The 20,627-nt window shown below is 62.4% G+C and carries 20 protein-coding genes; all 20 read left to right on the forward strand.

From position 1 onward, the window contains the following. Positions 1–322: 322 nt before the first annotated feature. The 20 genes from N5D20_RS19455 (at position 323) to N5D20_RS19550 (ending at position 20,088) form a co-directional block, all read left to right on the forward strand. A complete protein-coding gene (locus N5D20_RS19455; protein WP_279914853.1) occupies positions 323–697 on the forward strand; it encodes a CopG family transcriptional regulator in 375 nt (124 codons plus the stop codon). Then, positions 694–3,159 (forward strand): TraI/MobA(P) family conjugative relaxase, encoded by a 2,466-nt coding sequence (gene traI, locus N5D20_RS19460; RefSeq protein WP_279914851.1) that lies wholly within the window; start codon positions 694–696, stop codon positions 3,157–3,159. The genes N5D20_RS19455 and traI overlap by 4 nt, the downstream gene beginning before the upstream one ends. Continuing rightward, complete coding sequence (locus N5D20_RS19465; protein WP_279914849.1) at positions 3,156–5,075, forward strand: type IV secretory system conjugative DNA transfer family protein; 1,920 nt, start codon at positions 3,156–3,158, stop codon at positions 5,073–5,075. The genes traI and N5D20_RS19465 overlap by 4 nt, the downstream gene beginning before the upstream one ends. Beyond that, a complete protein-coding gene (locus N5D20_RS19470; protein WP_279914848.1) occupies positions 5,072–5,674 on the forward strand; it encodes a S26 family signal peptidase in 603 nt (200 codons plus the stop codon). The genes N5D20_RS19465 and N5D20_RS19470 overlap by 4 nt, the downstream gene beginning before the upstream one ends. Beyond that, on the forward strand, positions 5,668–6,516 hold the full coding sequence (locus tag N5D20_RS19475) for a lytic transglycosylase domain-containing protein (RefSeq protein WP_279914847.1): 849 nt from the start codon (positions 5,668–5,670) through the stop codon (positions 6,514–6,516). The genes N5D20_RS19470 and N5D20_RS19475 overlap by 7 nt, the downstream gene beginning before the upstream one ends. Next, positions 6,506–10,345 (forward strand): zincin-like metallopeptidase domain-containing protein, encoded by a 3,840-nt coding sequence (locus tag N5D20_RS19480; protein ID WP_279914846.1) that lies wholly within the window; start codon positions 6,506–6,508, stop codon positions 10,343–10,345. Before N5D20_RS19475 ends, N5D20_RS19480 begins: the two co-directional genes overlap by 11 nt. A gap of 103 nt (positions 10,346–10,448) precedes the next feature. Continuing rightward, a complete protein-coding gene (locus N5D20_RS19485) occupies positions 10,449–10,814 on the forward strand; it encodes a hypothetical protein (RefSeq protein ID WP_279914845.1) in 366 nt (121 codons plus the stop codon). 56 nt (positions 10,815–10,870) lie between these two features. Then, positions 10,871–11,125, forward strand: a complete 255-nt coding sequence (locus tag N5D20_RS19490; RefSeq protein WP_279914844.1) for a hypothetical protein — start codon at positions 10,871–10,873, stop codon at positions 11,123–11,125. Continuing rightward, positions 11,122–13,254: a DNA topoisomerase gene (locus N5D20_RS19495; protein ID WP_279914843.1), complete on the forward strand. Its 2,133-nt coding sequence runs from the start codon at positions 11,122–11,124 to the stop codon at positions 13,252–13,254. The genes N5D20_RS19490 and N5D20_RS19495 overlap by 4 nt, the downstream gene beginning before the upstream one ends. After that, positions 13,251–13,676 (forward strand): hypothetical protein, encoded by a 426-nt coding sequence (locus N5D20_RS19500; protein ID WP_279914842.1) that lies wholly within the window; start codon positions 13,251–13,253, stop codon positions 13,674–13,676. Before N5D20_RS19495 ends, N5D20_RS19500 begins: the two co-directional genes overlap by 4 nt. A gap of 380 nt (positions 13,677–14,056) precedes the next feature. After that, positions 14,057–14,446: a DUF6573 family protein gene (locus tag N5D20_RS19505; protein WP_279914841.1), complete on the forward strand. Its 390-nt coding sequence runs from the start codon at positions 14,057–14,059 to the stop codon at positions 14,444–14,446. A gap of 21 nt (positions 14,447–14,467) precedes the next feature. Beyond that, positions 14,468–14,710, forward strand: a complete 243-nt coding sequence (locus N5D20_RS19510) for a hypothetical protein (protein ID WP_279914840.1) — start codon at positions 14,468–14,470, stop codon at positions 14,708–14,710. Beyond that, entirely contained in the window at positions 14,710–14,946 is a 237-nt protein-coding gene (locus N5D20_RS19515; protein ID WP_279914838.1) for a hypothetical protein, read from the forward strand. Before N5D20_RS19510 ends, N5D20_RS19515 begins: the two co-directional genes overlap by 1 nt. Positions 14,947–14,972: 26 nt before the next feature. Then, positions 14,973–15,254, forward strand: a complete 282-nt coding sequence (locus tag N5D20_RS19520) for an addiction module antidote protein (protein ID WP_279914837.1) — start codon at positions 14,973–14,975, stop codon at positions 15,252–15,254. Positions 15,255–15,572: 318 nt separating this feature from the next. Continuing rightward, on the forward strand, positions 15,573–16,151 hold the full coding sequence (locus N5D20_RS19525) for a hypothetical protein (protein ID WP_279914836.1): 579 nt from the start codon (positions 15,573–15,575) through the stop codon (positions 16,149–16,151). A 372-nt stretch (positions 16,152–16,523) separates the two neighbouring features. Beyond that, entirely contained in the window at positions 16,524–17,039 is a 516-nt protein-coding gene (locus N5D20_RS19530) for a hypothetical protein (protein WP_279914835.1), read from the forward strand. A 322-nt stretch (positions 17,040–17,361) separates the two neighbouring features. Next, complete coding sequence (locus N5D20_RS19535) at positions 17,362–17,838, forward strand: hypothetical protein (RefSeq protein WP_279914834.1); 477 nt, start codon at positions 17,362–17,364, stop codon at positions 17,836–17,838. 485 nt (positions 17,839–18,323) lie between these two features. Beyond that, positions 18,324–19,136: an N-6 DNA methylase gene (locus tag N5D20_RS19540; RefSeq protein WP_279914833.1), complete on the forward strand. Its 813-nt coding sequence runs from the start codon at positions 18,324–18,326 to the stop codon at positions 19,134–19,136. 28 nt (positions 19,137–19,164) lie between these two features. Continuing rightward, positions 19,165–19,407 carry a hypothetical protein gene (locus tag N5D20_RS19545; RefSeq protein WP_279914832.1) on the forward strand — a complete coding sequence of 81 codons (243 nt, stop codon included), beginning with the start codon at positions 19,165–19,167 and terminating at the stop codon, positions 19,405–19,407. 27 nt (positions 19,408–19,434) lie between these two features. Beyond that, positions 19,435–20,088: a hypothetical protein gene (locus N5D20_RS19550; protein ID WP_279914831.1), complete on the forward strand. Its 654-nt coding sequence runs from the start codon at positions 19,435–19,437 to the stop codon at positions 20,086–20,088. The last annotated feature ends 539 nt before the right edge of the window (positions 20,089–20,627 follow it).

Consider the following 20,627-nt stretch of genomic DNA (forward strand, 5'->3'; position numbering starts at 1 on the left):
TCTGGCAGAAGGCTTTCGCATCCGTGCCCGCTGCTTCGCAGCGGGGGAGAGCGGCGGCTTTCCCAGGTTCCCAGCAGCACCTGCGGCTGAAGACTGGCCGGGGGTGGAGCAGGGACGAGCAAACGCATAAAATCGCGGAAAGAAGGATGACAAGATGTGTGATGTACGGGTGCGGGCAAGCCCGCACCCATCCATCACCTGGCCTTACTCGCCTTCGGCTCGACGTCATCTTGGTCTGCGACGCCCACAGTCGCTGCCGCGACAGAGGCAGAGCACCAGCAAGAGCACCACAAACAGCAATGAACGCACCAAGGGGTAGTAGATGACGGACAACGCAGCGGCACCCGTAAAGAAGGCCCGGCGGCGTGGCAAGCCGATAGAGGTATGGGTCAACGACGAGGAGAAGGCCGCTATCACAGCCCGGGCGGAGGAGGCGGGCTTGTCCCGGTCTGGCTACCTGAAGCTGGTTGGACTGAATCAGCCCATCAGATCGAAGCTGGATCTGGCAGCGGTAGCTGAAGTTGCCAAGGTGAATGCCGACCTTGGCCGCCTGGGTGGCTTGTTGAAGCTCTGGCTCGCCGACCCTGACAAACGGGGGAGGGGGGCCAGGCCGCGCGATGTTCAGGCCGTTCTCGACGAGATCCGTGACACCCAGGTCAAGATGCTGAACATCATGGGCGAGGTCTTGCGGCCGTGATCGCCAAACGCATCCCGCGCGATCGCGCTACGTCGAACATGGCCCGCTTGGTGCGCTATGTAGTCGACGCCCAAGGCCGGGAAGATCCGCGCTCTTGGACCAACACGGCCGAGTACATCCTGGCCACCCGAAGTAACGGCGAAAAAGTTGGTGGGGTGCGCGTCACCAACTGCCATTCGACCGAGCCGGTTGCAGCCACCTTGGAGATCATGGCAACGCAAGCGCTCAACACGCGCTCTAAGGCGGACAAGACGTATCACCTGGTGTTCTCTTTCCCGCCTGGTGAGCAGCCGCCGCTGGACGTACTGCACGCCATTGAGGACGAACTCTGCGCCTCAATCGGCATGGCTGACCATCAACGCATTTCAGCGGTGCACATCGATACCGACCACCTGCACGTCCATGTGGCCATCAACAAGGTGCACCCGAAGACCTATCGCAACATTGAGCCCTACTACGACCACAAACGGTTGATGGAGGCTTGTGACCGCCTAGAGGTCAAATTCGGGCTTCAGCCCACCAGTCATGGCCGCGAGCACTTGAACAACAAGCGGCATCAACAACAGAAGGAACGTACAGATGAGCGATATAGAGATCGAGATCGAGCCCGAGGAGCAGGACGACTTCCATCCGCCGGCGACGACCGGAGCCGGGAGCTTGCGGGACTACGTGAGTCCGACCTTGCTTTCGATCCCCGCCGATCAGCGCCCCGCCCAATACACGGCCTGCCAAACCTGTCCAGCCTCCGTATGGTTCGCGTCAGCCGGAGCGGTGCAGTGCTACTGCAGGATAATGCACGTGACGACGTACACGCTGGAAAACCCGCAGGCATTTCGGTTCTGCGACGGTCGGGAGATGGCGTTGGCGGAGAGAGAGGCCAAGATGCTCGCCGCGATGGGGATGGGGTAAAGCTCGCGACACGTGTAGCTGCGATGGAGGCGTACACGGGCGAGGAGAGCATGCAGACTTGGGTCCGAAAGAACGCTCTCGCCGATCTTAAATCAGCAACTACCTGGAACGACGCCCATCGGGTGTTGGGCGCGCTTGGCTTGGAGCTGAAGCAGCGTGGTGCGGGTCTGACCATCTACGACCCCGCAGCGGGCATCGGTATCCGCCCAAGCAACGTGGACCGGTCGCTCTCTTTGAAAGCACTCAGCGAGCGCCTAGGCGCGTTTACGCCATCGCCTCACGCGATTCCTGCTGGTAACGGGTACGCGCGAGGTCCCCGCGAGGGGGCGACAAGTAGTGCAGAACTGTATGCCGCGTACCAGCGGCAGAGAGATGCCACGCAGGTGCAGAGACGTGCTGCGTTGGATGCAGTAAACAAACAGGGGGCGGCCAAGCTGCAGCATGCGGCGGCCGTCTATGCGGCAAAGCGGAAAGCTCTAAAGGTGATCCGCGGCATTCCGAAGCACGCCAAGCAGCTGAGCTACCAAGCATTGCGAATGGAGCACCGAGCCACCGTAGCGGGCATTCGTGCGGAGCAGGCCAGGACCCGTAGGAACGCTGTGCAGGGACATGCAGCGCCAAACTGGGACGAGTACGTTCGCGAACGTGCAGCTGCCGGCGACAAGGACGCACTCGCGCTGATGCGTGTACGCGCGAATAAGCTCATCAAAACCCATCACGACCTGTTGAGCGCGGCCGACGCGGCTAGAGCTAAGGCCGTGGTGTTCAAGCACCTCAAGCCACGCGTCGCTCGCAGTGGCGAGATCCACTACCGGACACTGGACGGTGGTCTGGTCATTGACCGCGGCACTGAGGTGCGTTCGGTCAAGTCCACCGCCACCGCAGCATTCATCGCGCTGAGCTTGGCATCGAGCAAGTTCCCAGGTCAGCCATTGATCGTCTTGGGAACGGAAGAGTTTCGCCTTCAAGTTGCGGAGCTGGCCGGAACGAAGGGCGTCCAGGTCACGTTCGCTGATACTGCGATGGAGGCGCATCGCCAGCTGGCGGCAAAGGCGAAGAAGGCCAGTGTCGGAAGCGAGGACAGCGCTCTTCAGGTCGATGCCGGGCAGACTTCCCAGGTTCGTACCTCCGCCAGTCCGAGCGGTATCGCTCAAACGCCCCAGGCTGTAGATACGGACGCCAGACCGCAGAAGCCAGCACGGCAGGCGGATGTGGCAATTGGTGATGCAGGTCGCAAATCTGGCCCGCAAGAATCTGCCAGCGCTGCCGTTATCAGGTGGGTCGAACAGCGGAACAACACCGCCCTCCGCGTATCTGATATAGACTATACGCGGCTTTGGCTATCCACCGATGCCGGAGAGGCTGCGTATCAAGGCCGCCGCCGGATGGAGGATGGAAGCGAGGTGGTTTTGCTGGGGCGCCAGGGGCAGACCTTGGTCAAGCCAGTCACCGCTGCTGTTGCTGCCAAGGCCAGCCGATTCAAAGTTGGCCAGGTCGTCATGCTAGACGAGCGTGGTCGGTTCGTTGACACATCACGAGGTCGAAGACGGTGACAGAAGAAATCAAGGACAGGGAGAAGCGATTCCATGCCATCGGCATTCCAGCGCTGACTCTGTACTGGGGTGTCGTTTCCTCGCTCTGCACGCAGTACACAGCAGCAAGGCTGAAATATCACCCCGCATTGGGCGAACCCTTGTTCGCCCATTTTTATGCGCCATGGTCCTGGTTCTCCTGGCAGGCGAAGTTCTACAGCACCGCACCAGCCACGTTCAACAACACCTATGTCGGCTTTCTCGCCGGCGCCGGACTGGGCCTTGGTGCCTATGTCCTAACGCATGGCTTGAAGAACCGACGCCTGAAGCAACACGTGGACGCTCATGGCACCGCGCACTTCGCCGGTCGCGCGGAAATCGAAGCGGCTGGGCTTCTTCCCCAGGATGGGAAGAAGGGCAGCGGTGTTTTCGTGGGGGGATGGAAGGACGAGAAGGGTGTTCTTCACTACCTGCGGCACAACGGGCCGGAACACATCGCAGTGGTAGCGCCGACGCGCTCGGGCAAGGGCATCTCCATCGTCAACAACACCTTGTTGTCATGGCCGGATAGCGTCGTTGTCGGCGACCTGAAGGAAGAGCTGTTCAATGGAACAGCCGGGTGGCGATCAAGGTATGCGAAGAACAGAATTCTCAAATTCGCTCCCAGTACACCGCGGTCGCCAACACGCTTCAACCCGTTGTGTGAGGTTCGCCTCGGCACCGAGTATGAGGTGGGTGACGTCCAGAACATCACGACCGTCATCGTCGATCCATCGGGCAAAGGTGTTGACCGGCTGGGGCACTTTGAAAAGACGGCGCAGCAGTTCCTGGTCGGGCTGGTATTACACGTTCTCTACACGGTATTCGCCCAGGAGGGGCGACGCGCGAATCTAGGCGACGTCAGCGACGCAATGTCCAACCCCACCCGCGCCCACACCGAGCTGTACGAAGAGATGATGAACAACACGCATCTCAACGGCTTTGTGCACATGACCGTTGCGAAGCAGGGGCGGACTCAGGCGGATCGTCCAGAAGAAGAGCAGGGCTCGGTCCTGTCTACTGCCCAGTCTTTCTTCTCGCTTTATGACGATCCTATTGTTCGCGCCAATGTGTCGGAGAGCGATTTCTCGGTCATGGACCTGATGAACGCAGATGACCCGATCACGCTGTATCTGTGCCCGTCGCCGGAGAACAAAGACCGGATGAAGCCGCTCTTGCGCCTGGTTAAAAGCCAGATCCTGCGAGTGCTGCTGCGTCCTTCCATCAAGATGGTGAACGGCCGAGAAGTCTCCCCGCACAAGCGAAGACTGCTGCTGCTGTTCGACGAGCTGCCTAGCTTCGGAAAGTTGGAGGTGCTGCAGGAAAACCTTGCCTACATGGCTGGCTACGGCATCAAAGCACTTCTCATCATGCAGGACTTCTCACAGCTACGCTCACGGGAGGCCTACGGTCCTGAAGAGCAGATCACGGCCAACTGCCATATTTTGGCGGCTTTCGCGCCGAATCGACCGGAGACTGCCGACATCCTTTCGAAGATGACGGGCACCAGTACCTACTTGAAGGAGAAGACGACTCTATCCGGCAAGCGTATGGCTGCGATGCACCAGAACGTGTCCGTGAGCATTGAGGAGCAGCAGCGGCCGCTAATGACACCGGATGAAATCCGTACCCTTCCTGGTGCGAAGAAGACGAAGGAAGGCAAGGTTGTCGCGCCGGGAGAGATGCTGATCTTTGCGGCGGGCACTTCCGTGATTCGTGGTGTGCAGCCTGTCTATTTCTTGGACCCGCAGATGAGCAAGCGGTGGGGCCTTCCCTACGCATCACCGGACTGGGTAGCCCCGTCGCCGGTGATCGTGAGCGAAGACGTTGAACTGGCGATGGCTTCGAACTTGCAGCAGTCCGAGACGGCTTCGGTTGCAGAGTTCCGTGTCCAATGAAAGCGCGCACCCGCATTGCTTTCGGTGTCCTCCTGACCGCCGCCAGCACTGCTGCGCTGGTTGTGACCGGTGGCACCTATGGCTACCGGCTCAACCTCACCGATTCAGCGCCGTCCGGTATCTGGCGAGTGCTGCAACGTACTAAAGCAGTCACCCATGGGGACATCGTATCTGTGTGCCCCCCCAACACCGCGATAGTGGTGGCTGTCCGCGATGCGGGGCTCATTGCTTCGGACATGGGACCTTTGCAATGGGGTTCTAAAGGTTGCAGCTCAAAGACCGTGCCGCTTTTGAAGCCGGTCGTCGCCACTGCCGGCGACCTTGTTTCCGTGACCCGTCACGGCGTGTCTGTGAACGGTCGCGTGCTGCGCAACAGCGCTTCGGCCGATCTTGTTCTTGGAATGCCGGCGACTCCTGAAGGCACATACCAGGTACAGCCTGGCCAACTGTGGGTGATCTCCAGTTACAGCCCTCAGAGTTTCGACTCGCGATACTTCGGGCCCGTATCCGAAAACGCCGTGCGTGGCTTCGCGCATGCGGTAGCAGTGCGTGGTAGCGAAGCATCAATTTTCAGCGACGCGGGGGAACACACATGGTAGGACTTGAACTGATCCTGGCCTGTGCGCCGCAGGTAGCACCGGAGACGGTGCAGCACATCATCCACGTCGAAAGCCGTGGAAATCCCTTGGCCATAAACGTCAATGCACGCAAGGGGCAGGAACGGCCGCGATACCGCCAACCCGCCACGGCTGCAGAGGCGATCGAAGTGGTGACTCCACTGATTGCTGCCGGCTACAGCGTCGATCTCGGTTTGATGCAGGTCAACAGCAAGAACCTGCCGAAGCTTGGCTACTCGGTCGCTGAGATGTTTGAGCCGTGCACCAACATTTCAGCGGGCGCACAGATCCTTACCACGTTCTACAGATCCGCCAGTTCGCAGTACCAGGCAGGACAGCCAGCACTACTCGCGGCACTGTCGGCCTACAACACCGGCGACTTCCGCAAAGGCTTTGCAAACAAGTACGTCGATCGCTACCTGCTCGGTGCGAGCAATCCGGAGGTGACGGTGCGATACGCGCCACCCGCCTTCGATCCATCAACTGCAACAACTGTCTACACGCGCAAGGAGATCCAGCGAATGAACCAGCAATCCTCAGCGCCGCCACACGCAGCGGCAGCTCCCAACGACAGCACCGTGGTGTACTCACGCAGCGTTGAAGACGTGAGCATCCCAGGTGTGATGGTCCAGGTCGATGCCGATGAAGCTGAGCGCATGGGTGCGTTCCAGGAGGGCGCTTTGTCCGAATCGGCGGCGTGGGATGCCAACGCATCTCTGGATGATGCCGATACCACCCCCGAATCTGTCGCGCAGTCCCGCTACAAGGCCGGCGTACAGGTGAACAAGCTGGCCACCGGCAAGGGCGGCGACCATGGCGAGTGATTACGCCCAGGAGGTGAGTCAGTCACTGATTGACCAGCTGGAGCGTGGCGTCGCTCCTTGGCAGAAGCCTTGGGCGGCGGGTGAACGCTTCCGGCCATTCAATCCGATCAGTGGCAACGACTACCGCGGCATCAATTCGGTCTACCTGATGAGTCGGGGCTTCAGTGACCCACGCTGGCTCACGTACAAGCAGGCGCAGGCGCAGGGTGCACAGGTTCGTCGAGGCCAGAAGGGCACGCGGATCGAATACTGGAAGTTCCACGGTACCGAGCCTGTGCTCGATGATGCCGGCAACCCGATCAAGAATGCAGACGGCTCGGACAGGCTGCAGAAGGTGGAGTACACGCGTCCACGCGTGTTCCATGCGGTCGTGTTCAACGCCCAGCAGATCGATGGAATGCCACCGCGGGAGCTTCGTCCGCTGGGGCCGGAGCTGGAGCGTCATGCGGCCGCTGAGGCGATTCTCCGTAGTTCCGGGGCTCGTATCACGCACGGTGGTGATCGGGCTTTCTACAGCCTCTCCACGGACTCCATCACGCTGCCCCCGCGTGAGCAGTTCCAGGACGCCGGCGGATACTACTCGACCGCGCTCCATGAGCTGGGCCATTGGACTGGCCACGCTGAGCGGCTGGATCGCGATCTGAGGCATCCGTTCGGATCTGAGGGGTACGCGCGCGAAGAACTGCGTGCTGAGATCGCCTCGCTGATGATGGGGGACACGCTGGGCATCGGTCACAACCCCGATCGCCATGCGGCGTACGTCGGGAGCTGGATCAAGGCTCTGAAGGAGGATCCCCGCGAAATCTTCCGCGCGGCCGCCGATGCCGAAAAGATCCAAACCTACGTGCTGGGGTTGCAGCAAGAGCGCATCCGCTTCCTCACTGAGGAGCGCGCGGAAGACCTGAGCACCTTGCTGCATCTCCGGGCGGAGGCATTGCAGGCGTCCCGAGATGCGGAGGCCATGATGGATATGGTCCGCAATGACCCGGGAATGGACGCTGCCGGCATCGCCGAACAGCAGGCCCTCGCAAGCACTTGGAGGGACACTGCCCAGGCCAACCTCTCCAACGCTGTGTCCGGTGCGCCGGAAGAAGTCCGGCAGCAGTGGGACATGCTCATGGCCGCAGAGGGGGATGCATCCCAGGCGTACTCGGATTTCCAAGATCGTGCCTTCGACGTAGAAGTGGCCGCCGAGGAAGACCGCGGCCCGCTGCGTGCAGCCGCTTCTTCGGCCCAGCAGGAGTGGCGCGACGGGATCGCTCGGTTGGCCATCGTCCGCGCCGAACTGGGCATAGCTGTGGACCAGGTCCATGCAGTCAGCCACGAGGATCGTGTGCGGGCGGACCAGCGCGCTCGCTTCGCGCTCGATTCTCATAGCTCCGCCCTGGCCATCGGCCAAGCTCCGAAGGACGCTCTGAAGACCATCGATTTCATGGCCGAGGAGAAGGGGCTGCGGCCCATGGTCAGGTTCGCAGGCCTGTCCGACTGGGCTGGTTCTGATCCGAACCAGCCGACCTATACGGTGGACTACATCGATGCGGACGGCCGCCTGCAGCCCAGCTCCTTGGTGTTGGACCGCCGGGGCAGGGCAGCAATCGTGGAGTCGGGCGCAGTACAGTCGCCGCCGCCGATTTCGTGGGAGCGCGAGCAGCCGCAGCCGTTGGCCATCGATTCGCCCGACATCTCGGAGGCCCAGGCTGTCCAGGCAAATGACGCACGGATCGCGCAACTGGTCGAAGAGGCTGTTTCTGCGGGCGTGGCACAGCAGGAAATACCGATCAAGGAGCCCGCTATCGTGGAAACCGTGGTGCCGCCGGCGGCGGCGATCAAGCCAGACCGTGTCTACCTCGCCATTCCCTTCGCCGACAAGGACGAGGCCAAGCAGATGGCCCTTGCTGCAGGGTTCCGTATCGAATGGGACAAGGAGGCAAGAACCTGGTCCGCGCCCAGCGATGCGGACCTCTCCCAGTTTGGGCGCTGGATGCCAAGCGGGCAGGCTGCCCAGGTTGTCAGTCAGTCCACCGATCGTCTTACCGATGTCGACTATCAGCGAGAGTTCACCGACGTTCTGCAACGACAGGGCTTCGTCATGCATGACCTTGCCGTAATGGACGGGAGGATTCATCGCGTGCCGATCGAAGGAGACCGTGGCTCGGAGAAGAGCGGCGCATACAAGGGCTATCTGGACGGCACGCCTGCTGGGTACTACGAGAACCATCGGACTGGCGTAAAGGAGACGTGGAGGACGGAGAAGGTTGTCCAAGCGGTCTCGCCGGAAGAGCGGGCTCGCCTCAATGCCGAGGCAGCTGCTCGACGCGCCGAGCGCGAGGTTGCACAGGAACGTCAGTACGACCAGGCTGCCGAGATCGCACATGCGATGTTCGCCACCGCTGCTCCGGCTACCGCTGATGATCCCTATTGCCTCAGCAAAGGCATCGACAATCCGGTTGGCCTGCGTGTGGTTCCGCCCCCGAGCACTGCCAACAGCCAGTTCCTTATCGCCCAATCCCCGTTGGAGATGAAGAATTTTAAGCAGGAGCATGAGGGGCGTCCGGCTTTCATGGTCGGGGATCTGTTGGTGCCGGCTCGCGACATGGACGGCAAGGTCTGGACGGTCCAGCGGGTCAACCCACGGTTCAAGGGCTTCATGACTGGCGGCAAGATGGCGGGCCTGCATACGGTTGCCGGCAGTGATCTGCCGCTGATGGAGGGTCCGCTGGCCAAGGATGCCTCGCTCCCGCTGATCGTCGCCGAAGGCTATGCGACGGCCGACACGATTTCCAAGGTCGCGGAGCAGCCAGTTATTGTGGCGTTCAATGCCGGCAACCTGCAGTCGGTTGTGTCGCAGCTGCGCGAGCGCTTCCCCGACCGGCAAATCATCGTTGCCGGCGACAATGACCACGCGAAAGAGAACACGATTGGCCCTGATGGGAAGCCGCAGAAGAACGTGGGCAAGGAGAAGGCAATCGCTGCTGCTGAATCGGTCAATGGCCTGGTCATGCTTCCGCGATTCAGCAAGGGTGAAGCAGGTTCTGATTGGAATGACAAGCTTATGGCTGCAGGTGCATCACTGCCCCAGCTGCAGCGTGAATGGCGGGCGCAGCTTGGCGCTGCGCGCATAGCCTCGACAGCGACGCAGGCTAAGACGCTTCCCCAAGCGAGCACGGTCACTCAGGCGCAGCAGTCCAAGCCATCCATCGGCAACGATCTGCAGGGGCCGCGATGGACGGTTAAGGACGTGACGGGAAAAACGGTTTTGGAAACCGACAGTCCCAAGGCTGCGATGAACGCGTTCGATTACACCAACGGCGGTGCGATCGTAGATCGCACGACAGGAGCGCAAAGCGCGCTCTTTGTTGACGAGCCAAACCTCAAGGGTTGGAAGTATTCCGACGCACTGAGCGAAGCAGCAAGCGCTGAGCGTGACCTGGAACGGACCATGGAGAAGGTGCGCAACGCGGGCGAGCCCCGATGGGTTGTGCGTCAGTGGGTGCCCAATGAGCAGCCACCGCGGCAGGAAGTCCTGCTGGAGACCGACAGCGCGACGGAAGCCCTCAAGGCGTTTGACTATCGTGTGGGCCGGTCGGTTGATGATCGTTCCTCGGGCCTCCTTGTGCCCGTCACGTTCGTCATCGACAAGCCCATCAAGACCTGGAAGGTGGCACCTGAGCTGACTCAGGCCGCTGCAGCCGAGAAGGCCCTTGCAGCGAGCCTTGATCGTGCGCGTGGTTCGGAGGGGGCGGACCGGTCGACTGGCAAGAGTGCTCAGGGCCAGAGTCAGTCCCAGGCGGAGGAGAAGGTGACCCGCAAGCGCAGCACCGGGCGCTGACCCACCGAGGGCGCCGGGCTAGAACTGCCGGCGCCCTTTCTTTGGCCTTACAACTACGTCTATAGACTAATGCGAAGGGCATGCATCGCCCCCGGAGTCATCCTTGATCCACATCCATCCAATTTCGCTATCGCCGCATCTTTGCGTGTATGTCGAGCTGGTTCCTGACAAGAGCCGACCAGGTGAGGGCTGGAAGTCCCTGGTCGTCGACGAATCCCGACCCTTGGAGTCGGTACTTTTGCGCTTCCATCGAGGCTCCCGGCTAATCCAGGCTGTGCCGTGGCTTGACCTCTTTACTTCCGATCCGCACCAGGCCACGCCGCGCTCGCCGACTGAGACCGCGCTTGCGCTCAGCGACGGCACAGCCGTGTCTGTGGCAGAGCTGATGTGGCTGCATGGGGCGGTGTGCGCCGTGCTTCCGTTCTACGATCTGCAGTCCCGTGGGGTTTACCTGCCGAGGGCCGCTTGATGCGGTACGTACCTCGGCCCCGACCTTTGGCACCGATCAGTACCGATCAGCAGCGGGTGAAGCGTGCGCTCTATCTGCTGAAGATCCGCGACAGCAGCGCCGCCCAGGTCGTCTCCGCACTGCGCACCGGCAATGATCCGGCGAGCGCTCAGGCTACAGCCAGGCGCGCCACTCGACAGCTGCAGCAGTTCGAAGCCGAGGCCGATGGGCTGGTGAATCTGGCGGCGCGGAAACGCTGCCTGATCGCGGAAGTGACTCCCGAGGACGCCATGCGTCTCGGCCCGTTCGTATTCAACGAGGAAACAGCGTGACCACTCTCATTATTGTCGAATCGCCGAAGAAGGCGAAAACCATCGGGGGCTTCCTCGGAAGCGACTACCGCGTGGTCGCCAGTCGCGGTCACATTCGTGACCTGCCACCCAAGGAGATGGGCATAGATCCCGATACCTACGCGATGTCCTACGAGGTACCGGACCAAAGCAAGGTCGACGCCCTGCACGCTGCAGTGCGTGGCGCCACGCGGGTGCTCTTGGCCACTGACCCGGACCGAGAGGGCGAGGCGATTGCCTGGCATCTGGCGGAGGAACTGCGCCTTGCCCCCGGTAGTTACAAGCGAATCTCCTATAACGCAATCGAGAAGTCCGTGGTGGAGGCCGCCATTGCTGCGCCCCGGGACATCGATATGCCGCGTGTCAGGGCGCAGGAAGCGCGCCGTGCGCTCGACCGGTTCTGCGGCTATCGGGTCAGCGGCCCGCTTTCCGAGCTGCTGTCCCAGCAGGTTTCCGCCGGCCGCGTACAGTCGCCTGCGATCGCCATCCTGGTGCGCCGGGAACGCGAGATCCAAGCGTTCCAGGCCACCGAGCACTTCGGTATCGAACTGCATTTCTCCGGCGGGTGGCGGGCAGAGTGGGACACCTCGCCTCACCTGCAGCCCGGGAAGGAGTACATCCAGGACCAGCAGTTGACGATGGCTGTTGCCGCGGTGAAGTCGCTTACCGTGGTTGACTTCACGGATGCACCCACGCGCAAGGGACCGCCGGCGCCGTTCACCACGTCGACCATGCAGCAGGCCGCGTCCAGCAAGCTGAAGATGAAGACCAAGGCGACGATGGACGCGGCGGGAAGCCTTTGCGAGTCCGGCTTTGTGACCTACCACCGGACGGACTGCCCGAACGTGGTGGACGTCACCTATGAACGCATGGTGGCGTTCTACGACGCTGCAGGCCTGCCAATGGCGCCGGAGCGCCGGGTGTGGAAGGCAAAGGGCGGGGCGCAGGAAGCGCATGATCCGTGCATCCCCACTGACTTCAATGTTCGTGAAGCGGGCAGCACGCCTGAAGAGCAGGCACTGTACCGCCTGATCTGGCAACGGGCCGTGGCCTCGCAAATGCCGGACGCGGTGTATGCCACCCGCCGCGCCGTGCTGGAGGGCAACGTCGGCGGCACCACAGTGCGTTTCGTTGCCCGCGGCAGCACGTTGACTGAAGCGGGCTGGCGCAGCGTGTACGAAGAGCAGGAGGACGACGATAAGGCCGCCGAAGCTCAGAATCCGATCCCGGCGCTATGCGCCGAGGAGGGCGTGACCGTCGACAAGGCCAGGGTGCTCAAGAAGAAGACCAAAGCGCCCAAGCGCTATACCGAAGGCACGCTTGTCCAGGCACTGGAAGAAGAGGGCATTGGCCGCCCGTCAACCTATGCCTCGATCATGACCACGATCACCGACCGTGGATACTCCGTGCCAGATCCCAAGGGCTTCCTACGCCCCACGGATCTTGCCTTCAGCATTGTTGACGCAATGAGCTCGCGGTTCAGCTTCATCGAGCTGGCCTACACCCGGAACATGGAGCAAAGCCTCGACCTCATCGCCCAGGGCGAAACCGACTACCTGACCGTCGTCGCTGCGGCGGACGCCCAGCTCACCAAGGAGCTGTCCGCGATCGAGGCCGCCGCTCCGAAACATCCGTGTCCGACTTGCGGCGCGCCGCTGCGTCGAAGGATGTCAAAGCCCACTGAGTCCCGACCGGCCGCGCCGTTCTGGGCTTGTACCGCCTACCCGAACTGCGATTGCACCCTGCCCGATGTGCAGGGCGTGCCGGGCCAGCGCCGGCAGGCGGTGGTCGTGCCCGACAACGGGAAGCGCTACCCCTGTCCGAAGTGCGCAAATCCGCTGCAGCTGCGCCAGGGCGCAGCTGGTCTGTTCTTCTCCTGCTCGACGTACCCGGCCTGCAAGCACACCGAACCCTGCGCCGGTGGTGAACCACTGTCGGTGCATAAATGCCCCGCTTGTTCGTCAGCGTTACGGCATGTGTTCAAGCCCGGGCAGTTCGATTTCTACCTTTGCACGGCGTATCCGGCGTGCTCGACACAACTCAAGCGCGCACCGGATGGCACGCCTATGCCCCCGGCTACGCTTCCGAAACAACCAGGTGCACCTGCATGAATAACGTCTTCTTCACTGGCCACATTTCAAAGATCAGCCCTGTCGGGTCCGAGCCGGATCAGAAGGAATCGCTGTGGATTGAGCTTGTTCGCGAGGAGCCGATCGTTGGCCCGCTCGGCGAGAAGATGGGCAAGCGACTGGTCAAGATCAATTTCTTCGCTTACGCGCAGCACGCGAGATTCATTCTTCAGCATGCCAAGCAGGGTTCCCTGTTGAGTGTCGAGGCTTCGATTTCCAACTACAGCTACAGGGATGATCGTGGCATCGAGCATGAAGGCCCGGCGTTCACGCTGCAGCTGGTTGGGCTGGGTTCGTCGCAGACGATGAAACGGATGAAAGCTCGCGATCGGGTGCTGGAGGGGCCTGAGTGTGGCGTTGAGTCACAGAGCCAGGTCAGTGACTCGGTTGCTGTGGCGGGCTGAATCATGCGTTTTACAGGCGCGTTCGATATGGGGCAGGGGGTATGCCGGCGATGCCGGCACCGCGCCGGTGTGCTTCGCATCGAGCCTGCTGCGCAGTCTCGCCCCGCCCACGGGCGGGCTGTCGTCGCTTACCCTTCCGGTGGCCGCTACGCGGCCACCTGCGCGCTCCGCGCGCCGAGAACCAGGCGTCTGCATTGACATGCGGCGGCATGGTCAGTCCGCCGTGGGCCTGAAGTTGTCGCAGCCTGGCACGGCCGCCCGCGGCACAACGCCTTCGGCGTCCTCCGCTACGCTGCGGCCCTTCGGGTGCTGCCCCGGGCTTGATGCCGTGCCTGTCGGCGCCAACGGCCCACGGCGGGCTGACCAGGACAAACCGCAGCATGAATAATGAAGCCACTCCAAACACAGCAGTCGCAGGCACCGAGGGTGCCGGTTTTTGGGACGGGTTTACGGTGATCGACGCGGTGACCCGTGCCGATCTGCTGGCCGATGGCTCGCTGATCGACGCGTCGGAAACTGCCCGGAAGGTGGGCATCAAGATGCCGCTGGCAGTTTCCGCCGCCGCATGGGCGTCGGTGGCCAGCGACGATGCGGCCGAGCAGGATGCGACCCTCTTTCGTATGCTGATGACGGCCAAGTTCGCGGCTTTCGCCACGTATCGGAAGCGGGATGCCCTGTTCGACTTCGATGGCGCTGGGCTGTATATGCACATCGGCCCTGGAGATACGTTGGACCCGGTGCTGACCATCATGGTGCAAGGGGAGGACTGAACGATGCAGGATGCAACAGTAGTGAGCGAAGCAGCGGCACGGCATCACGCCTTGGCCCTGTTGCGTCGGCGCGGCACGAACCGGGAAGCATATGCCGGCGTCATTGAAGCCTCCTGCGGCCCGGGCCAGATGGGCTACGACATCGCCGGCGGGCGCATCACGGTGCCATCCAAGTACAGCCGCATGACCCCCCACACGTTTGTGATCGACGAGCTGCTGGGCGAAATCAGGGCCGGACAGGGCGACCTGTTCGGGTTCCATTGATGAACGTGGCGAGCGTTCGGGCCGCTGCCCGCGACCAGCTCCTGCAGCTGATGGCAGACCGCGCCGGTTCGCCTGCGCTGGACAGCGCAGCGATCGAGCGCCGTACCTTGGCGTGGTTCGTCGCTGGGGTGTTCACCCTCGGCGATGTGGCAGAGCTGGCTGCCCGGCTCACCGAGGTGGGCGGCCCTGCAGGCGGTCGCTATCAGTTGCGCCGTGTGTCTTATAGGCTACACTAGCCACTCAATCACATTGAGTGGGGCGCATGGCCAGCAACGAAAGCGCCGCGATCAGCGGCGCTGAACTACGAAAGCTGAGAAAGGCGTTCGCCTCCGGCGACCAGCCTTCGATGCTGGCTGCGCTGGGCGAGGTGGCGCGCAACAGAAATATGCTGGAACTGTCGAGGACAACCGGCGTAGCCCGCAAGGCGCTGTATGACGCGCTCAGCGATGCCGGAAATCCACGTTTCAGCACCCTGGTTGCTGTCCTGGCGTCGCTCGGGCTGAGACTGGATTTGGCTAGCATCCTGCCAGTTGACCCTGATTAGGAGTGCGTATTACCTGAGAATCCACGCCCGTGGATGATGTCTCTAGACCCTCGGGAAAGCCGGGGGTTTTTTGTGCCCCGCATCCGTGCAGCGCTGCGCGCTGCGGCGCTCCGCGCAGATGACGCTATCTCCCGTGTTCACTTCCCCGGTGCTGGCCCGCAGCGGGCCTGGTGCTGTCGCAGCCTAGCGCGGCCGCCGCCGGCACAACGCCTTCGGCGTCCTCCGCTTCGCTGCGGCCCTGTGGGTGTTGCCGGTGGCTTTCCGCCGCGCCTGTCAGCGACATCGGCCCGCAGCGGGCCAGCAACCAGGAGATACAGCATGTACGAGCAAAACAGTCGTCACGCCATCGACAGCGGCACCGGCAAGAAATTCGACCCGGTTGACCTGGCCATGCTCAGTGTGGGGTGGACCGAAGCGAATCAGGCATTGACCTGTGAGGATGCCGAATACCTGACCGAGGTTGCAGCGATGCTGTGGACCCTGTTCTTTGATGTCTGTCCTGATGGCTACCCCGGCGTGTATGCCTACGAGATTTCCGAAGAGCTTGGCCGTGTGCTGGCGCAGGCGGCCGAGCAGGATCTGGCGGCCGCAGAACGTACCGCGAGGGGCTGGGTTGTCGCGGAGCTGGAGAAATACAACGTCGGGCGGCCGCGCGTCAGCGAGGAAACGGCGACCTTTGAGAATGAGGGATGGAAGCTGGTGGCTGAGCGTGGCCACGCATTGCCGGATGGTTCAGGCCGGGACGCGCAGCTGCTAGTGCACTCCCCCTGCGGAGAACGTGGAACGCTGGCCTGCGCGCTCGGGGAATGGACGTGCGGCTCGGTTGCGGTGCCGGTTTCGATTTGGGATTGGCTGGAGTCCATCACGGAGGATGCAAACCGATGGATTGCCCGATGAGCGACCTGATATTTTTCGCAGAGTGCTTCGTCCAGCACGGCACTGGTAGCAGTTCCATGCGCACGGAGAAATGCCCGGCGCGCACGAAGCCACATGACGATGCTGTCGTACGCAGCCCGGTCAAGACGCATTGGGAGATCTACACCGTTGGACGTTGGCGCCGGCTGTTTAGGGGGCATGGGCATTTCGTCACTGTGGATAGGCAGCGACTGCCAGTGACGATTGTGGTTCTGCCTGAGTATGCGCATGCTCCCTGCGTGGGAGTTTGAGCCTGTAGTCCTGTGGCATTCGCTCGGCGGTGCCACCGGTACGAGGTATGAATTGTATTGTTTGTGCTACACTTATCTTCATCACTCTTCTTGGATGTACGCGATGGCAGGCATTTCAGTGGATGACCAGGATGCGGCGGGAGGCAGTAAGCGAGGCATGCTCGGCCGGACTTACTTGGCTGCCAATGTGCGGATGCTGACCCTCATTGGTGGAAGCTGCTTGGTATTCCCCTCGATTTTTGAATTGCTTGGAGTAGCTGTTGACTGGCTGCTTGCCTATAACGGCCACAGCGCCTATCCCACAACTGACCAGGTCATCAGGCCGGCGCTGGTGATGGTCATCGGCATCATCACTATCCAACTGGGCAGGTGGGCTGCTGGCATGCTGCTGTCAGGGCTCAAACACTGGCGTTCAGTGCCTGCTGGTGCGGAAATTGATCGCTTAATCGACCGCCGCTTTGACAAAGTGCAACCGGCTGTTTGGCGGGGTTTTCTGAGCGTCACGTCCGTGGCGTTCCCGCTCCTGACCCTCGTTGTGGGAGGTGCATGGCTGATCGCATACCAGTTGACCAAAGCTGGTTTCTGGCCCCTGTATGCGGAGTTCATCAAGTCGCTTTAGCCGTGATGGCGCTATCCATGGCGTAGCAACGACCCCCGCGTATGCGGGGGTTTTCTTTGGGTGAATCCGTGCGTCGGCGATAGAGCTGCCGGCGTGGCCAGCCGCTCCGCGCCTGGCTAAGGCTGCCTACCGCGCTCGATGACCGTGGCTGTACCTGGTAACCCTCGCGGGCCTGCTGTTGTCGCAGTCTGGCACGGCCGCCCCCGGTACAACGCCTGCGGCGTCCTCCGCTTCGCTGCGGCCCTTCGGGTGTGCCAGGGGCTTTGCGCCGTGCCTGACGTCGACAACGGCCCGCGAGGGCTACCACGACGAGCAGACGACAATGCAAGCACAGCACGCCAATCAGAACCGTTCGACAGAAATCCAGTGGTCCAGCCTGAGCATCACTCACCATCAGAGTGAATCCTGCCACCCGGAGATGCTGTTTCCCGCACTGGTTGAAAAGTGGCGTCAGTACCTCACCGACGCCTGCTCGCTGGAGGAAGTACACGCAGTGGCCCTGTCGCTGCCCAGCTTCCACCGTGGCCTGTACCAGCGCACCCGTGGCGATTACGGAACCACGCTGACCGTCCACCGCGTAGCGGGCAAGTGGGTTCTTGTGGAGGCCGGTGATGAATACCTGACCGTCTCCCTCTACAACGAGTCGCTCGCCGAGTGGTTCCGTGGGGGCGAGGCTGGCCCGGACGGCGTGAAGCTCACGCAAGCCAACCCCGAGCGGTTCACCCCGGGAGACCTCGCAGCATTGCTTTGGCTGGGCCATGTCATGCGCTTCCCTGTCGTGGCGGAATGGCACATCTAAGCGCCTCGGGGTGGCCGGTCTGGCCACCCCTCGCTGCCGGGGCAGCGCCAGGCCCGGAAAGGCAGCCCTAGGCCGCAGAGCGGCCGCGTGCGGAGGTGCGTGTCGGCCTGGTGGCCGCCACGGAACCAGGTGCCGGTTACGGGGCGTGTGACGCGTCACGTAAATACCGGCGCGGGTTGCGCCGGAGCCAGTGCCCGGGCCGCTGGCGGCCCATCGCACTGCGCGCGCCTGGTCGGCACGCCGCGCGGCTCTGCCGCGCCAAGTGGCCGTCTGCGACGGCCGCATCTGCGCAGCTGGCGCTGCTGGCGTCCAGCGCTGCTGACTGGCAGGCACGGGCCTGACGATGGCGCAGCCTGCCACGGCCACCGCCCGCGCAACGCCTACCGGCGTCCTTCGCTTCGCTGCGGCCCTGCGGGTGCTGCGGTCGGCGTGGTGCCGTGGCTGTCAGCGCCAACGGCCCTTGCCTACAAAGAACGAAAGCGCGAATGGAAAACCAGCACGCCAAAGCAGCAGCCAGCCGTAACACGCATCCGGTTCACGTGAAGAACATCGTCAAGTTGTTCAACGAGCTGCGTCATCGCCATGACCTGTATCGGGTGTTCTCAGACTGCATGGAAATGATGGCGCTCGCACTGAGCAACGCTGTCGACAAGACTCAGTTTGAGGAGCGCGAGGCGCGTTACATGCAGATCATCAAACCGTACACGCGCGACGAGCTTACGTGCTTCAGCAAGATCCTCGCTGAAACGCAGATCGCCCTGGGCACGTCGCCTGGCGACCTGCTTGGAGCGGTCTTCGGTGAACTGGAAGTTCATAACAAGCACCGAGGCCAGTTCTTCACGCCCTACGAAATCTGCACGTTGATGGCGCGGATGCAGGTGGGTGATGGCGAGAGGATGCGCGCGATCATCGCAGATAACGGCTTTGTGACCGTGAGCGAACCCGCGTGTGGGGCAGGGGCGATGGTGATTGCTTTCGCCGAAGCCATGATCGACGCCGGGTTTAATCCCTGCAGCAGTGTTCACGTCACTGCGGTGGACGTGGACAGTCGTGCCGCGCACATGGCCTACGTCCAGCTGTCGCTGATGGGCATCCCGGCCGTGGTCATCGTCGGAAACACCCTAACGCTGGAGGAACGCGAACACTTCTACACCCCGGCCCATGTGCTAGGTGGTTGGCGCAGGCGGCTCGGGATGGTCCCCGGCCGAAAATGGCTCACCACCACAAGCACAAGCGCCGAGCCAGTGTCGGCGAGCGCTGCGTCCCTGCCCGAGTTGCCGCAGCTTCAATTGTTCTAATCATTCTCCCACTACAGGAGTTTTTGCTATGGCCGATAAGTACCAGGTCCGTGTTACCCATGTTCGTGCAAAGTACCCGCCAGCCATCTACACCGACATTGAGGCCAAGAGCCAGCTCTGCGCCGGCATGGCGGCGGTTGAGCGGTACATTGCAGAGAACAACCATCCTCCGCGCCGGGTCAAAGAGCGGGGTTCGGCCTATTACGGCAGGTTCGCGGTGGAGTTGCTGAATCCGGACGTTGTCTCATTGAGTGAGATGCCGGGGCGTTAAAATGACCACAGCCTAAGAGAGGGTGATATGACGATGAACGAAAACACTGAGCTGTCCGACGCGGATAGAAATCTGTATGCGTCGTATAAATTCGCCCAGTTCAGCTATCGGCGCGCCATCTTCAACACTGCTGTGTCCTGGGTGCTGTTCGCGTTGATCTACATCGTGGCGATGGTGTGGTTGCCTGGAAAGGAGGCAAGGTCAGCGGAGGCGCACGCGTATGTCCCGGCAGTTTTGACACCCTATCTTGACGTTGGGCTCTGCATCGCTGCGGCCTTCGCTTTGCTGGCTGCAGCGGTCCACAGCGTGGCGTTGTTCTGCTATCGGCGGGATCTGCGCACCTTCCAGCCAGCATACGATGACTTGCAGAACCGCATTCTTGGCGATGCTGTGATGATGACGCCGGAACGCTCGGCCGCGCTCATCGAGTCGCTGACTCTCGCGCGCGCATTTGTCTTGGCGGACAGGCGATGGCTGGCCTGCGGTGCAGGGTTGATTGCCGTCTCGGCGGCGGTGCCATTTGTGGTCTTTAACACGTTTCCCACAATGTGGGCCGTCGCGGTTGTAGTGGCGTTCGCTGGTGTAGTCGCAAAGCTTGTAAACCTCAGTATCCAGGCTAAACGGCTTACAGCTGCTGTTGCGGAATTGCAGCAAGGTGAAGGCTCTTTCTTGCGGGGCTAATTCTCACAATGGAAAAAGCGGCCAGCAATGGCCGTTTTTTTTTGCCCGCTGCAGGGTCAGCGACAGCTAATCCGCCGCGCGACGCCTGCCGCTGCCCTGGCCCGCGCGAGCGCGACCGCGTGCAGCGGCAGGGCTGGCCACCGCCGGCACGCCGGCGACGACCAGGCGCGTCCGCCGCCCTGCAGGACCAATTCCCCAGGCGCAGATCCGTCCAGGTGAGCGACAGCGGGCCAGCCGAGCTGGGCCTGCCGCTGCCCTGGCCCGCGCGAGCGCGGCCGCGTGCAGCGGCAGGGCTGGCCACCGCCGGCACGCCGGCGGCGACCAGGCGCGTCCGCCGCCCTGCAGGACCGATTCCCCGGGCGCAGATCCGTCCAGGTGAGCGACAGCGGACCAGCCAAGCTGGGCCTGCCGCTGCCTTGGCCCGCGCGAGCGCGAGCGCGTGCAGCGGCAGGGTTGGCCTCTGCCGGCATGCCGGCAGGGCCAGGTGCGGCCGCCTTCCTGCAGGACCGATTCCCCGGGCGCAGATCCGTCCAGGTGAG

This window comes from Stenotrophomonas sp. GD03877, from assembly GCF_029840555.1.
GTDB lineage: Bacteria > Pseudomonadota > Gammaproteobacteria > Xanthomonadales > Xanthomonadaceae > Stenotrophomonas > Stenotrophomonas geniculata.

Bases quoted from the DNA above. Each gene is read 5' to 3' on its own strand.
- N5D20_RS19455 (WP_279914853.1), top strand. From the start codon at position 323: ATGACGGACAACGCAGCGGCACCCGTAAAGAAGGCCCGGCGGCGTGGC.
- N5D20_RS19470 (WP_279914848.1), top strand. From the start codon at position 5,072: ATGAAAGCGCGCACCCGCATTGCTTTCGGTGTCCTCCTGACCGCCGCC.
- N5D20_RS19475 (WP_279914847.1), top strand. From the start codon at position 5,668: ATGGTAGGACTTGAACTGATCCTGGCCTGTGCGCCGCAGGTAGCACCG.
- N5D20_RS19480 (WP_279914846.1), top strand. From the start codon at position 6,506: ATGGCGAGTGATTACGCCCAGGAGGTGAGTCAGTCACTGATTGACCAG.
- N5D20_RS19500 (WP_279914842.1), top strand. From the start codon at position 13,251: ATGAATAACGTCTTCTTCACTGGCCACATTTCAAAGATCAGCCCTGTC.
- N5D20_RS19505 (WP_279914841.1), top strand. From the start codon at position 14,057: ATGAATAATGAAGCCACTCCAAACACAGCAGTCGCAGGCACCGAGGGT.
- N5D20_RS19515 (WP_279914838.1), top strand. From the start codon at position 14,710: ATGAACGTGGCGAGCGTTCGGGCCGCTGCCCGCGACCAGCTCCTGCAG.
- N5D20_RS19520 (WP_279914837.1), top strand. From the start codon at position 14,973: ATGGCCAGCAACGAAAGCGCCGCGATCAGCGGCGCTGAACTACGAAAG.
- N5D20_RS19525 (WP_279914836.1), top strand. From the start codon at position 15,573: ATGTACGAGCAAAACAGTCGTCACGCCATCGACAGCGGCACCGGCAAG.
- N5D20_RS19530 (WP_279914835.1), top strand. From the start codon at position 16,524: ATGGCAGGCATTTCAGTGGATGACCAGGATGCGGCGGGAGGCAGTAAG.
- N5D20_RS19535 (WP_279914834.1), top strand. From the start codon at position 17,362: ATGCAAGCACAGCACGCCAATCAGAACCGTTCGACAGAAATCCAGTGG.
- N5D20_RS19540 (WP_279914833.1), top strand. From the start codon at position 18,324: ATGGAAAACCAGCACGCCAAAGCAGCAGCCAGCCGTAACACGCATCCG.
- N5D20_RS19545 (WP_279914832.1), top strand. From the start codon at position 19,165: ATGGCCGATAAGTACCAGGTCCGTGTTACCCATGTTCGTGCAAAGTAC.
- N5D20_RS19550 (WP_279914831.1), top strand. From the start codon at position 19,435: ATGACGATGAACGAAAACACTGAGCTGTCCGACGCGGATAGAAATCTG.